We start from the raw sequence: 14,192 nt of genomic DNA on the forward strand, positions 1-14,192 counted from the left end.
TACTGCGTGAAATCTGCTGTGTGAAATCCACTGCGTGGTGTCCTGCGGATGAGTTGCGGCGGGTGAGCTGAGCCTCTGCCGCGCTTCGGAACTCTTCGTCTGGATCTGTATGTCGATACTACATGTAGTGCAAGAGTCCGGTGCGGACCCCAAGATGATGTATTACAAGTATGTCATTTAATGCACCCCCAGTCCACAGGCGGGGTGCCTCAAAATGTCCGGGAATCCGGCATTCCGGCGGACGAAATCCACAGGCTGTGGAGTACCTTTGCACAATTAATGCCCCTGCGTGTCGCGCCGGAGACGGCGTGTCGCGCCTGGGGCCCGCACCGCTCCGGAGTGCCGTTAAGCACTGGATGTAGTGGCCGGAAACACGCAAAAGGCGGGCACCCCCGGGGGTGCCCGCCGTTAGTCAGTGATGCGTGACGCGTTTCCTGCTTAGTGCCCGGCCTCCGGCCGGCTGCACAGGATCTGCTCCACGCCCATCCGCCGCTCCGCGAAGCTGCGCAGCGCGCCCACGAGGTAGAGCCGCCAGACGCGGGCGACCTCCTCACCCATCATGGCGACGGCGGCATCGTGGTTCTCCTCGAACCGCGCGTACCAGGCTTCGAGGGTGCGGACGTAGTCCCGCCGCATCCCCTGCACGCCCTCGATCTCCAGGCCCGCGGCCTCCAGGAAGCCGAGCGTCTCCCCCACCGGGCGCATGTGCATGTCCGGTGCGATGAAGGACTCGATGAACGGACCGCCGCCGGGGTGTTTGCCGCGGCGGGACATCTGCTGGACCAGCACCCGTCCGCCGGGCACCACGTTGTTGAACAGCGCGGCGGCGTAGACGGGATAGTTCCGCTGGCCGACGTGCTCGCCCATCTCCAGCGAGGCGACGGCGTCGAACGGTCCGTCCGGGATTTCCCGGTAGTCCTGGATCCGGATCTCCACCCGGCCCTCGAGCCCGCGTTCGGCGATCCGGGCGTCGATGAACGCCTTCTGTTCCCGGGACAGGGTGACGCCCACCACCTCGGCGCCGTAGTGCTGTGCGGCGTGCAGGCTCAGCGATCCCCACCCGCAGCCGACGTCCAGCAGGCGCATTCCGGGCCGCAGGCCGATCTTGCGGCACACCAGGTCCAGTTTGTCCCGCTGCGCGTCCTCCAGCCCGTAGCTTTCGGAGGAATCCGTCCAGTACCCGCTGGAATAAGCCATTTGCGGATCCAGGATCAGCGCGTAGAAATCGTTGCTGAGGTCATAGTGGTGGCTGATCGCGGCGCGGTCGCGGACCAGGCTGTGCAGCCGCCCCCGGACCCGGGCCTGGCTGGCCGGGGGCTGGGCCGGGGCACCGAGGGCGCCGGCGTCGCGGGCAATCCGCGCCACGCCTGCCAGCACGGCCGGGGTGGGCCGGATCCCGGTCAGGCCGCGGTCCCGCACCACCTTCCACAGGTGTTCCAGCGCCGAGTTGAGGTCGCCGTCGACGTCCAGTTCCCCGGTGACGTAGGCCTGGGCGGCGCCCAGTTCCCCCGGCGCCCACAGCAGGCGCCGGATGGCGTCCGGAGAGTTCAGCCGGACCACCGGGGCGCCGGCGGGCCCGGCCTCGCTGCCGTCCCACACCACCAGCCGGACCGGGAGGTCACCGCCGACGACGGGCCGCAGGACCTGCTCGATGGTTGCCGCGAGCGGGGCCGTCACGCGGCCGCACCCTTCGCCGCGGCGCCCTTGGTGGCGGCGTGGTCCAGCACGATCTGCTGCACGTCGAGGTAGCCGGTCTCGAAGCCTGCGCGGGAGTAGCAGAGGTAGAACAGCCACATCCGCTGGAAAACCGCGTCGAAGCCCAGGGCGTTGACCTCGTCGGAGCGGTCCATAAAGCGTTCCTCCCAGAGCCGCAGGGTCTGGGCGTAGTGCTCGCCCATGGCGAGGCGCTCACGGACCCGCAGTCCGGTCTGCTTGGCGGTGATCTCCTCAATGGCGCGCACCGAGGGGATCACACCGCCCGGGAAAATGTACTTGTGCACCCACGTGTAGCTGGTGCGGGTGGCCATCAGCCGGTCGTGGGCGATGGTGATGGCCTGGATGGCCACCTTGCCGCCGGGTGCCAGCACCCGTTCGATCGTCTGGAAGTACGTGGCCCAGTACTCGAAGCCCACGGCCTCGATCATTTCCACCGAGACGACGGCGTCGTACTCGCCTTCCACGGCGCGGTAGTCCTTGAGCTCGATGGTGACCGCGTCCGTGTAGCCGGCGTCGGCCACGCGCTTGCGGGCCAGCTCCTGCTGCTCGCTGGAGAGCGTGACGGAGTAGACGGTGGCGCCGCGGGCAGCGGCCCGGAGCGCCAGCTCGCCCCAGCCGGTGCCGATTTCCAGCACCCGGGTGCCTTCCTTCACGCCGGCCTTGTCGAGGAGCCGGTCGATCTTGGCCTGCTGCGCGGCGGCGAGGCCGTCCCAGGCGACGGTCTGCAGTGCGTCGCCCGATTCCGGGAACAGCGCGCTGGAGTAGGTCATGGTCGAATCCAGGAACGTGGCGAAGAGCTCGTTGGAAAGGTCGTAGTGGCGGGAGATGTTGGAGCGGGTGTTCTGCTCCGTGTTGCGTTCCCTGCGCGGCTGCCGCGGGAGGTACAGCGCGCGCAGCTTCTGCAGCGGTTCAGGCACCAGCGTCCCCACCCGGGCGGCGAAGACCTCCATGACGGCGGTCAGGTCGTCCGCGTCCCAGTCCCCGGCCATAAAGGACTCCCCCAGGCCGATCAGCCCGCCGTCGCCGAGCCGGGCCGCGAACGCCTCGGGACGGTTCAGGGTCATCACGGGGTACGTGTGCCCGGGCTCGGGCTCCCGGCCGAGGACGGACCCGTCCGGGTACCGGACCTCGAGGGGCAGCCGCCGGACGGCGGCCCTGAAGATGGCGTCCGCCGCCCGGCCCGCGACCTTGGCCTTGAGGCCGGACGGGACGGTGGCGATGCTGGGCCAGATGGCGGCGTCGACGGCGGCAGGGGCCTGGGGCACGGTGTAGGGCACCGCGTTTGCGGGAACAGTGCCCGGGGGAACAGCGGCACCCGCGGGGACAGTGCCGGGCCGCGCAGCCGTGGTGGCCTCGTGGCCCCGCCCTGCGGCGGATCCGGTCGCTTCGGTCATTGTCACTGAACTGCCTCCTGTGAGGGGTGGTGGGGTCTTTTGATGATGGGCAGCCGGCGTGCCCACAGCTTAATTCCCTGCCAGCGGATCTGCGCGGTGACGCGCAGGGGTGCCAGCGGGACCGCGAGCGCCGCGGCGAGGATGTTCGGCACGGTGGCCGGTCGGCGTTCCCCGTCCATGGTGGCGACGAACGGCTGCTGCCCCTCGCGCTCCAGGACGATCGAGACCGACAGCCGTTCGCCGGGTTCCGGGAGCTTCATCCGGTACCGGCCGTCAACGTCGTTGAAGGGCGAGACGTAGAACTCCTTGGGGACGGTGGCCCGGCCGGAGCCGTCCGTCTCGAGGACGTAGCAGTGCCTCTCGCCGTAGGTGTTGTGGACCTCGGCGAGGACGCAGCGCAGCTCCCCGGCGGCGGTGTGGCACCAGAAGAGGCTGATGGGGTTGAAGACGTGCCCGAAGACGCGGGCGCTGGCCAGCATGGTGATCCGGCCGCCGTCGAGGGTGATCCCCCGGGTGGCGAGGAACGCCTCGACGTTGCCACGCAGGGTGCCGTGCGGGTCGCCCAGGTGGTCGGCGGTGCGGAACCCGGCCAGCGGGCGGAGCAGCCGGGGCAGCGCGGGGAGCCGGTCGACGTCGACATACCAGCTGTAGCTCCGGTAGGTGAACGCGTTTTTCAGCGGGGTGCGCCGCACGTGCGCGATGGAGGTGCGGTAGATGGCGGCCGTGGTGCTCATGAGCTCTCCGCAGGGACGGTCTGCAGGTCCGGATCGACGGCAACGGCGCGGTACTCCTCGTTCAGCACGACGGCAGGATCCTCCCACGTCCGTCCGAGCCGCTCCGCGGCCTTGACGCCGGAGAGGGCGCCGTCCTCGTGGAAACCCCAGCCGTGGTAGGCGCCGGCGAAGGCCAGCCGGCCGTCGCTCAAGGCCAGGATCCGCTGCTGGGCCTGCAGGGAATCGGGGGTGTACTGCGGGTGCTCGTAGACCATGCGCTCGATCACTGTGCCGTCCGCGATCAGGTCGGATTCGCCCAGGCTGACGATGTAACGTCCCAGGTCCGTGGGGGCCAGGCGCTGCAGCCGGGTCATGTCGTAGCTGACCAGGACCTTGTCCGGCCGGGCGTCACAAGACGGCAGCCGGTAGTTCCAGGACGCCTTGGCGTTGTCGGCGGACGGCAGCACGGCACTGTCGCGGTGGAAGACGGTGTGGTTGACCGAGTACGGCATGCCGGCGAGCGCATCCCGTTCGGCGGCTGAGGCATCGGTGAGCATGTCCAGCGCCTGCGCCGGGTGGGTGGCGATCACGACGGCGTCGAAGGTTTCGGTGCGTTGGCTGCCGTCGCCGGCGGCGACCGTCAGGTCCACCCCGCCGCCGTGGCGGCGCACGCCGGTGACCGGGCTGGAGAGGCGGATGTCCGGAAGGGTGGCGGCCAGCTTGTCCACGTAGGTGCGCGAGCCGCCGGTGACGGTGCGCCACTGCGGCGAGCCCGTGACGCCGAGCAGCCCGTGGTGGCCCAGGAAGGTAAAGAGGTAGCGCGCCGGGTAGGCCAGCGCGGTGGAGGGGTCGCAGGACCACACCGCACTGACCACCGGGGTCATGAAGTGCGAGATGAAGTAGCTGCTGAACTTCTCCCGGGCCAGGAACTCCCCCAGGGTCAGCTCATGTTCGCGGGTACCCGTCCCGCTGTTGTCCGTTCCGCTGTTGTCCGTGCCGCTTGACGCCGCCTCGGCCAGCAGGGCGCGGGCCCGGCGGTAGAAGCGCGTCACCTCAAGCAGCATCAGCAGGTAGCGGCCGCGCAGCAGGGTGGACGGCCGCGGGAAGATGCCCCGGCCCTTCGCCCGGGCGCCGGCGTACTCCAGGCCGCAGCCGTCACAGCGGACGGACATGCTCATTTCCGAATCCTGCGTCTCGATGCCCAGCTCGGCGAAGAGCCGCAGCAGCGTGGGGTAGGTCCGTTCGTTGTGGACGATGAAGCCGGTGTCGATCCGCAGTTCCGGCCCGCCGTCCTGCGGCACGTCGTGCGTGTGGGCGTGGCCGCCCAGGCGTGCGTCGGCCTCGAAAAGGGTCACGTGGTCCTGTCGGTTCAGGACATACGCGGCGGTCAGCCCCGCCACTCCGCTGCCAACCACGGCTACGCGCCGGCCCTGGGGGATCCCTGCTGCATCTGACACTGGTCTACTCCTGTTGGCTTCGCCTGGATCGTCCTGATGAATCGTCTTATGGGCAATTCGTCGCCGGGGTACCGGCGGATGAGTGCGACTTTCCAACATTTCGTTTCCCACCAATGTGCCAGAATGAAGCGGGATTTCGGTCCCGCCTCACCGGAACCTGCGAAGGGCAGCGCTGTGATCAATCCCGTCCACCTGCGGACCCTTGTCGAAGTGACCCGGCTGGGATCCTTCGCGGCGGCCGCTGCCCGGCTCGGCTATACGGCGTCGGCGGTGTCGCAGCAGATGTCCGCGCTGGAACGCGACACCGGCGTCGAGCTCTTCCAGCGCTCGGCCCGCAGCATCCACCCCACCGACGCCGCCCTGGTCATGACCCGGCACGCGGCCAAGGTCCTCACGGACATCGAGGCGCTCATGGCGGCAGCCTCCCGCACCGGCGATCCGGCCCGGCAGGAGCTCCGGCTGGGCATCTTCCCCAGCCTGGCCACCTATGTGCTGCCGCGGCTCCTGCAAAACCCGGCCTGGAAAAAGCTCGGCATCGACCTGCGGGTGTCCGTGGCGGAACCCGCCCAGACCATCCAGGGCCTGCGCACCGGCGGCGAACTCGACGTCGCACTGGTCTACCAGGTGGGGCAGTCCGGGCTCGCGTGGCCGCATACCGTGAACCGGCAGTGGATCGGCGACGACGACTTCCGGGTGGTGCTGCCGGCAGCCTGGGGCATCGGCACGGACTCCAAGGTGGCGGCGGACCACCTCTCCGACATGCCATGGATTGTGCACCACCCCGGCACATCGGACGCCACCGTGATCGAGCGGCTCTTCGCCAGCTGCAACCTGCACCCGCGGGTGGTGGCATACAGCGACGACTTCCACGCGAGCCTCGAGATGGCCGCGGCCGGGCTGGGCGCGGCCCTGGTGCCCGAACTGGCGCTGCTGCACCGACCGGCCGGGGTGGTGGTGCTGGACGTACCGGAGATCCGGCTGGCCCGCAACGTCTTCGCCCTGCTGATCAACGAGAAGCAGACCGCGCAGGTGCAGCTGTTCGTAGAGCTGCTGGCGGACACGTTCAATTCCTCGACCCTGAAGCCGGCGGTCCCCCGCAAGGGCTGAGCCGGCACGGGACTAGCGCCGCATCAGCGCGGGGTCAGCGCCGCCGGAAGCCGTTTCCCAGCCGCTGCCGCAACCCGGTCCCCATTCCGGCGATCACGGTGGCAATCCGGTGTTTGGCCGGGCTGTACGGCGGGTAGATCAGTTCCAGCGTGTCCGGCCGCTGCGGCTTGGCCAGCGTGGACCGCTCATGCGAGAACGTCCGCAGCGAGTGCTCCCCGTGGTAGGCGCCCATCCCGCTGCCGCCGACGCCGCCGAAAGGCAGCCCCGGGACCATCAGGTGCGCCGCCGGGACGTCAAAGCACAGCGCCCCCGAAGAGGTGCCCTCGGCAAACGCCCGCCGGGTGCCGGCGTCGTTGCTGAACACGTACAGCGCCAGCGGCTTGGCGCCGTCGTTGATCATCCGGATGGCCTCGTCGCGGCCGGCCACCGGGACCAGCGGAAGCAGCGGGCCGAAGATCTCCTCCCCCATCACCGCGTCCCCGGCGGCGGGGCGGAGCAGGGTTGGGGCGAAGTGGCGGCTGGCGGCATCCCGCCCGCCCCCGTGGACCACGGTGCTGCCGTCGGCGAGCGCCGCGATCCGGGCGAAGTGCCGGTCGTTGACGATCCGGCCGTAGGAGCCGCTGCGGGCCGGGTCCGCGCCAAAAAGCTCGCCGATCGCCTTGACCAGTTCGCGTTCCAGCGGCACCAGCACGTCCTCGGTGGCCAGGATGTAATCCGGCGCCACGCACGTCTGCCCGGCGTTCATGAACCGGCCCCACGCGAGCCGCTTGGCCGCCCGGGCGAGGTCCGTGGTGGAGTCCACGTAGGCCGGGGACTTGCCGCCGAGCTCCAGGGTGACCGGGGTGAGGTGCTCCGCCGCGGCCCGCAGCACCACTTTCGCGGCGGCTTCGCCCCCGGTGAAGAAGATGTGGTCGAAGTCCTGCTCCAGCAGGGCTGTGGTTTCCGGGATGCCGCCCTGGACCACTTCGGCCGCGCCGCCCAGGTACTCCGGGATCCAGCGCGCCAGGGCGGCGGCGGTGGCGGGGGCGTGTTCGCTGGGCTTGAGCACCGCGGTGTTGCCGGCGGCAAGGGCGCCGGCCAGCGGGGCGAGGAGCAGCTGCAGCGGGTAGTTCCACGGGCCGATCACCAGCACCACCCCCAGCGGGGTCAGCTCGGTCCACGCCTTGGCCGGCTGGACCGCCAGGGGCACAGGGACCGGCCGCGGCCGCAGCCACGCCTCGAGGTTCTTCTCGAGGTGCGCAGCTTCGGCGGTGACAAACCCGATTTCCGTAAGCAGGGACTCGGTGGCGTGCTTGCCCAGGTCGCTTTCCAGCGCCTCAGCGAACTCCGTGCGGCGCTCGGCCAGCATCCGGCGCAGGCTGCGCAGCTGCTCCAGCCGCCAGGCCAGCGGGCGGGTGATGCCGCTGTCATAGAGTTCACGGGCGCGGGCGACGGCGGGGGCAACAGTCTGCATCCGCCCAATCTACCGGCCCCGGGCGTCCGGGAAGGGCCAGGGGCTCAAATTTCCCCTGCGCCGCCCGGGGCCGAAGCGTAGCCTTGAAAAATGTCCGAACAGTCGAAAACCCGCACCGTTGAACCCTGGGTATTCTGGCCTGCCGCCGTTACGGTGGCGCTGTTTGCGGCGTTTGCCCTCGTGGCACCCGCGACCGCCGAAGCGATGTTTGCCGGCATCCAGGAGAACATCGTCAATTCCTTCAACTGGTACTACGTGCTGATTACCAGTTTCTTCGTCGCCTTCAGCCTGTTCCTCGGATTCAGCCGGTTCGGGGATATCAAGCTCGGCCACGACGACGACGAACCCGAATTTTCGCTGATGGCCTGGTTTGCGCTGCTGTTTGCCGCCGGCATGGGCATCGGGCTCGTGTTCTACGGCGTCGGCGAACCGCTCAGCCACTTCGCCACCCCGCGTCCGGGGGTCTCGGGCAGTCCGCCGGAGCTCGCCCAGCAGGCGCTGAGCCAGACGTACCTGCACTGGGGTGTCCATGCCTGGTCCATCTACGTGGTGATCGGGCTGGCCCTCGCCTACGCCATCCACCGGCGGAAACGGCCGGTGTCCATCCGCTGGGCCCTCGAGCCGCTCCTGGGCAGGCGCGTCCAGGGCGCGTGGGGCAACGTCATCGACGTCGTTGCCCTTGTCGGCACCCTGTTTGGCGTTGCCACGTCGCTGGGCCTGGGCGTCCTGCAGATCAGCGCCGGGCTGGAGAGCATCAACCTGCTCCAACCGAGCCAGGGCGCTGAAATCATCATCATCCTGGTCATTTCCCTCTTCGTGCTCCTGTCCGTCCTCTCCGGGGTGACCAAGGGCATGAAGTGGCTCTCCAGCACCAACCTCGTGCTCGCGGGAATGCTGGTGCTGTACCTGCTGGTCTTCGGGCCGTCGACGTTCCTGCTCCGCGAATTTGTCCAGTCCATGGGTGCCTACATCCAGAACTTCGTCAGCCTGTCCTTCAACGTCAATGCCTTCTCGGGCGAGGAAGGCGCTGCCTGGCAGGCCTCCTGGACATCGTTCTACTGGGGATGGTGGATCTCCTGGGCGCCATTCGTGGGCATCTTCATCGCACGGATTTCCCGCGGGCGGACCGTCCGCCAGTTTGTCGCCGGGGTCATTCTGGTGCCCACCCTGATCGGCATCCTCTGGTTCAGCGTGCTCGGCGGCACCGCCCTGGCGGTACAGCTCAGCGGAACCGGCAACCTCCTGGAACCTGACGGCAGCGTCAACGTCTCCAGCGCCCTGTTCAGCATGCTCTCCTACGTTCCGGGCACGCCGGTCCTGACCGTCGGGGTGATCATCCTGATTGCCGTCTTCTTCATCACCTCCTCGGATTCCGGGGCGCTGGTGATGGGCATGATCGCCACCGGCGGCCAGGTGAACCCGAAAAAGCGGGTGCGGACCTTCTTCACGGCCATCACCGCAGTGCTGGCCATTGCGCTGCTGATCTCCGGCGGGCTGGTGGCGCTGCAGACCGCCGCGATCATCATTGCCCTGCCGTTCAGCGTCATCATGCTGCTGATCTGCTGGGCCACGGTGATCGCCTTCAGCAGGGAGCGCAGGGCCTACGAACGGGCCCGGCGCGCGCAGTTCGTCGACCATATCGGAGATTTCTACGGCCTGGAGGTGGAGGAACTCGCCGGCCAGGGCATCTTGGGCAACAGCCCGCGGTGGATGCAGCTGCTCCGGCGCCGCGGTGCCCGGGCCGGGGCCGGCGTGCCGGAGGAGATCATGCCCAGCCCCGAGCCGTCGACCGCCGCCGTGGACACCGTCATGGCCGCCGCGCAGAAGCCCCGGCATGCCTCGGAGCGGGCCCTGGAGGTGGAGAACGCCGAAGCGGACGGCGTGCTGATCGCCGATGTGGACGACGTGGTGGACCACGATCCCCTGGCCTCCCGGGACGTCAAGGACGTGCCGGATCGCGGCGACGCGACGCCAAGCCGGTGGTGATCAGGTCAGACAAAGCCCGCCGGAAGGCTGGAACGGGCCGGATTTGAGGACTATGTTGAAGATATGAACAAGGTAGCGAGCAAGCACTTCGGAGAGGTCGAGCTCAACCACGGAAGGGACCATAACCTCACCGCCAAGCATGAGCTGGCCGGGCAGGTCGTGGAACTTGACCTCAATGTCAATGCGCATGACCATTTCGACGAAGCGGCGATGCACAAGGTTGACTACCGGTTGCGCTTCCTGCCCGAACTCGTGGACCAGGTCCGCGAAATGATCGCCGACGAACTGGAGCAGGACGGCACCAGCCCGCAGGAGTACCGGCACTTCCACTGCAACGCGATCAAGGAGGAGCACCTCCGGACGGTCTTCGGCGTCGAGGACAAGAGCCAGCTCACCGACGCCGTCTTCCTCAAAGCGCTGAAGCTGGGCCACGTGGGCATCTTCCCCGGCCAGCCGGAACGTTACTTTGTCCTGGACTTCACCCTCGGTTCGCACTTCACCGACGAGGTCCTGGTGGCCTCCGCGGACGAGGACGGCGTCGTGGATGACGAGATCCTCTGGGAGTCCTGAATCGACTGCTCCGCAACGGCCCTTATGAGCGGTCAAAAGGGCGGATTCTCAGCAGTCGATGAGTAGAACGTACGACGGCGGCCGGCCACCTTTGCGGGGTGGCCGGCCGCCGTCGTTAATTCAGCCTGTTACTTGGCGGCTTCCAGCAGTCCGGCGCGGACCGTCCTGGTGGCCGTGACCAGGTTGCGCAGGGACGCTTCGGTCTCGGCGTAGCCGCGGGTCTTCAGGCCGCAGTCAGGGTTGACCCAGAGCTGGCGGGACGGGACGTGCTTGACGGCGGTGTTGAGCAGTTCGGTGACTTCCTGCTCGCCGGGGACGCGCGGCGAGTGGATGTCGTAGACGCCCGGGCCCACGCCGCGGCCGAAGCCGTGGGACTCGAGGTCGTGGACAACTTCCATGCGGGAGCGGGCGGCCTCGATCGAGGTGACGTCGGCATCCAGGCCGTCGATCGCGTCGATAATGGCGCCGAACTCGGAGTAGCACAGGTGCGTGTGGATCTGGGTGGTGTCCGCGGCGCCGGCGGTGGCGAGGCGGAAGGACTTCACGGACCAGTCCAGGTACGCGGCCTGGTCGGCCTTGCGCAGCGGCAGCAGTTCGCGCAGTGCGGGCTCGTCCACCTGGATGACCTCGATGCCGGCGGCCTCGAGGTCGGCGACTTCGTCGCGGAGGGCGAGGGCCACCTGGTTGGCGGTCTCGCCGAGCGGCTGGTCGTCGCGGACGAAGGACCAGGCCAGGATGGTGACCGGACCGGTGAGCATGCCCTTCATCGGCTTGTTGGTCAGGGACTGCGCGTACCGGGCCCATTCCACCGTGATCGGGGCGCTGCGGGTGACGTCGCCCCACAGGATGGAGGGCCGGGTGCAGCGGGAGCCGTAGGACTGGACCCAGCCGTGCACCGTGACGTCGAAGCCTTCGAGGTTCTCCGCGAAGTACTGGACCATGTCGTTGCGCTCGGGCTCGCCGTGGACCAGGACGTCGAAGCCGAGGTCTTCCTGCAGCTCCACGACGCGCTTGATCTCGTCCTTCATGAGCTGCTCATACTGCGCCGTGCTGAGGTCGCCCTTGGTGGCACGGGCCCGGGCGGTGCGGATCTCGCCGGTCTGCGGGAACGAGCCGATGGTGGTGGTGGGCAGCGGCGGCAGGTGCAGCGACTCAGCCTGCGCGGCCTCGCGGACCGCATAGGCGGAGCGGCCGAAGTCGGCGTCGGTCAGGGCCGCGGTGCGGTTCCGGACCTCGGCGCGGCGGACGCCGTCGGCCGCGGCCCGGCCGGCGATGATGCGGGTGGCCTCATCGATGGCCGGCTGGACATCCCGTGATTGAACGCCGGTTGCCGGGTCTGTCAGCAGGCCGGCGAGGGTCACCACCTCGACGGCTTTTTGGTCGGCGAAGGCCAGCCAGCTGCGCAGCTGCGCGGGGAGCTGGACTTCCTCGTCGACGTCGTGCGGGACGTGCTGGGTGGACGTGGAGGTGCTGACGGCCAGCGTGGCGACGGACTTCTGCAGCTCGGCGATCTTCGCCGCGGAGGCAGCGAGATCGTTGCGCCAGATGTTGTGGCCGTCCACCACGCCGGCGACCAGGGTCTTGTTGCCGAGGGCGGCCAGGGCTGCGGCGGAGGGGACCCCGCCCTTGAAGACATCCAGGTGCAGGGCGTCGATGCCGGTCGCGGCGAGGGTGCCGAGCTGGCCGCCCAGCGCACCGTACGGGGTGGACACGAACAGCTGCGGCCGGTGGGCGGCTGCGGCAAGCACCTCGTAGGAACGGGCCACGGCGGCCTGGATCTCCACTGCCGGGGTGTCCTGGTCCACCACCAGGGCGGGCTCGTCGAGCTGGACCCAGGCGGCGCCGGCGGCGGCGAGCTTCTCCAGCAGGGCCGTGTAGACCGGGAGGACGTCCTCGAGGCGGGACAGCGGGCTGAAGCCGGCCGGGGCGTCGTCGGAGGCCTTGCTGAGCAGCAGGAACGTCACCGGCCCCACGATGTACGGGCGGGTCTCCACCCCGTTGGCGAGGGCGTAGCTGAATTCCTCGACGATCCGCTGGGAGGTCAGGGCGAAGCTGGTCTCCGGGCCGATTTCGGGCACCAGGTAGTGGTAGTTGGTGTCGAACCACTTGGTCATTTCCAGCGGCTGCTGGTCCTTGGTGCCGCGGGCCAGGGTGAAGTAGCCGTCGAGGTCCAGCTGTCCGTCGGCGTTCAGGAGGTTGCCGAAGCGGGCCGGCACGGCGCCGAGGTGGGCGGCGGCGTCGAGCACCTGGTCGTAGTAGGAGAAGGTGCCGGGGATGGCGGCGGCCTCGGTCAGGCCCAGGCCCTGCAGGCGCTTGGCCGTGCCGAGCTGGATGTCCTTGGCGGCGGCGTCGAGGGCCGCGGCGTCGATGGTGCCGGCCCAGTAGGCCTCGACGGCCTTCTTGAGTTCGCGGCGGCGGCCGATGCGCGGGTAGCCGAGGATGGACGCGGCCGGGAAGGGGGTGGTGCGCAGTTCGGTGGTACGCAGTTCAGTGACGGGAAGTTCAGTCATGGGAAAGTCCTAAGCGTTGGGGTGGTCAGCTGGCGAGCTGGGCGCGGCCGGGAGTGCGCTGGTTGCCTCGTCGAGGGCGGGCCAGGGCAAGTTTGTCCAGCACGTCCAGGGCGGCCGAGTGTTCGTTGAAGGTATAGATGTGCAGGCCGGGGGCGCCGGCGGCCAGGGCCGCGTTGGCCAGGTCCACGGTGGCGCTGACCCCGATCCGGGTGCGTTCGGCGTCGGAGCCGGCGGCGGCGAGCCGTTCGATCAGTTCCGGTGACGGTTCGACGCCGGCCAGCTCGCCGAGGCGGGTGAGCCTGCGGATGCTGGTCAGCGGCATCACGCCAGGGATGATCGGGATGGTGACGCCGGCCCGGCGTGCCCGGGTCAGCAGGTCCGCGTACTGCCCGGCGTGGAAGAACACCTGGGTGATGGCGAAGTCTGCGCCGGAGCGCTGTTTGGCCAGCAGCACCTCGACGTCGTGCGCCTCGCTCGGCGACTCGGGGTGCCGGGTGGGGTACGCGGCGACGCCGACCGCCACCTTGCCGGCGCAGAGCAGCGCGGAGCGGCTCTGTTCGACCCGGCGGATGAGCTCGATCAGGTCCTGGGCATACCGCAGCGATCCCTCCGGCGGGGCCCCGCCGTCCTTGGGCTGGTCGCCGCGCAGGGCCAGGATGCCGCGCACGCCGACGTCGAGCAGTTCACCGATGATCTCGGCGAGCTCCTCGGGGGAGTTACCCACGCAGGTCAGGTGTGCCAGCGGCCGCAGGGTGGTTTCCTGGACGAGGCGGTTGATGAGCCCGACGGCGGTGTCCCGGTTGGAACCGCTGGCGCCGTAGGTCACGGACACATAGTCCGGGGCCGTGCTTTCCAGTTCGCCGATGGTGGTCCAGAGCGATTCGGCGGCCGCGGCCGACCGCGGCGGGAAAAGTTCGTAGGACAGGGCCACCGGTGCGGTGCCGGCAAGATTTGGATGGGTGTCAATAAGGCTTGGTGGAGACATTTGCGTCCTTGGCTGTAGAACACCGACGGCTGTGCCCGGAAACCGGGGGGCGTCGGTGGGTTGAGTTTGGGGAACACGGAGGGAACTCCAGCAGGACGCAGCCGCGACTGTTACGCCTGATACGAAGTTGTCCGTGAGCAAATGTCAGGCCCACATGGGGGCACCCACACCCTCCTGGGCTGCCCCTGGTTTTTCCCAAAGGCCGGCCGTAAGCGGAGGATCGCTGACACGTTACTGAGGTAACTTGGTTAGAACTCTACGGGCATCCCGGGAAGCGGTTCAAGTCGGCCGCCGAATTAAG

At 68.9% G+C, this 14,192-nt stretch carries 10 protein-coding genes; 3 read left to right on the forward strand and 7 right to left on the reverse strand.

Translation table 11 applies throughout. The annotated features are described in order from the left end of the window. Nucleotides 1–438: 438 nt before the first annotated feature. The 4 genes from ACTWQD_RS08915 to ACTWQD_RS08930 are packed head-to-tail and all read right to left on the reverse strand — an operon-like array spanning nt 439 to nt 5,280. Nucleotides 439–1,677 carry a class I SAM-dependent methyltransferase gene (locus tag ACTWQD_RS08915; protein ID WP_443195788.1) on the reverse strand — a complete coding sequence of 413 codons (1,239 nt, stop codon included), beginning with the start codon at nt 1,675–1,677 and terminating at the stop codon, nt 439–441. Next, nucleotides 1,674–3,116, reverse strand: a complete 1,443-nt coding sequence (locus ACTWQD_RS08920; protein WP_443195789.1) for a class I SAM-dependent methyltransferase — start codon at nt 3,114–3,116, stop codon at nt 1,674–1,676. Before ACTWQD_RS08920 ends, ACTWQD_RS08915 begins: the two co-directional genes overlap by 4 nt. Further along, on the reverse strand, nt 3,113–3,844 hold the full coding sequence (locus ACTWQD_RS08925) for a DUF1365 domain-containing protein (RefSeq protein ID WP_443195790.1): 732 nt from the start codon (nt 3,842–3,844) through the stop codon (nt 3,113–3,115). Before ACTWQD_RS08925 ends, ACTWQD_RS08920 begins: the two co-directional genes overlap by 4 nt. Then, a complete protein-coding gene (locus tag ACTWQD_RS08930; protein WP_443195791.1) occupies nt 3,841–5,280 on the reverse strand; it encodes an NAD(P)/FAD-dependent oxidoreductase in 1,440 nt (479 codons plus the stop codon). The genes ACTWQD_RS08925 and ACTWQD_RS08930 overlap by 4 nt, the downstream gene beginning before the upstream one ends. 174 nt (nt 5,281–5,454) lie before the next feature. Here ACTWQD_RS08930 and ACTWQD_RS08935 point away from each other — a divergent pair, with 174 nt between their 5' ends. Further along, nucleotides 5,455–6,387: a LysR family transcriptional regulator gene (locus ACTWQD_RS08935; RefSeq protein ID WP_443195792.1), complete on the forward strand. Its 933-nt coding sequence runs from the start codon at nt 5,455–5,457 to the stop codon at nt 6,385–6,387. A gap of 34 nt (nt 6,388–6,421) precedes the next feature. Here the strand turns inward: ACTWQD_RS08935 and ACTWQD_RS08940 are convergent, their stop codons facing one another. Next, entirely contained in the window at nt 6,422–7,840 is a 1,419-nt protein-coding gene (locus ACTWQD_RS08940; RefSeq protein WP_443195793.1) for an aldehyde dehydrogenase family protein, read from the reverse strand. Nucleotides 7,841–7,930: 90 nt separating this feature from the next. Between ACTWQD_RS08940 and ACTWQD_RS08945 the strand changes: the two genes are divergently transcribed. Continuing rightward, a complete protein-coding gene (locus tag ACTWQD_RS08945) occupies nt 7,931–9,826 on the forward strand; it encodes a BCCT family transporter (RefSeq protein WP_443195794.1) in 1,896 nt (631 codons plus the stop codon). A gap of 63 nt (nt 9,827–9,889) precedes the next feature. Further along, the gene (locus ACTWQD_RS08950; RefSeq protein WP_443195795.1) at nt 9,890–10,396 is read left to right on the forward strand and encodes a DUF2004 domain-containing protein; all 507 of its coding nucleotides are present in this window, start codon (nt 9,890–9,892) and stop codon (nt 10,394–10,396) included. Between the two features lie 128 nt (nt 10,397–10,524). Here ACTWQD_RS08950 and metE read toward each other — a convergent pair whose 3' ends face one another. Continuing rightward, nucleotides 10,525–12,906, reverse strand: a complete 2,382-nt coding sequence (metE, locus tag ACTWQD_RS08955; RefSeq protein WP_443195796.1) for a 5-methyltetrahydropteroyltriglutamate--homocysteine S-methyltransferase — start codon at nt 12,904–12,906, stop codon at nt 10,525–10,527. Nucleotides 12,907–12,931: 25 nt separating this feature from the next. Further along, a complete protein-coding gene (locus tag ACTWQD_RS08960; RefSeq protein WP_443195797.1) occupies nt 12,932–13,891 on the reverse strand; it encodes a methylenetetrahydrofolate reductase in 960 nt (319 codons plus the stop codon). Nucleotides 13,892–14,192: the final 301 nt, after the last annotated feature.

Origin of the sequence: Pseudarthrobacter sp. 1C304 (genome assembly GCF_052245515.1) — a bacterium.
Classification (GTDB): domain Bacteria; phylum Actinomycetota; class Actinomycetes; order Actinomycetales; family Micrococcaceae; genus Arthrobacter.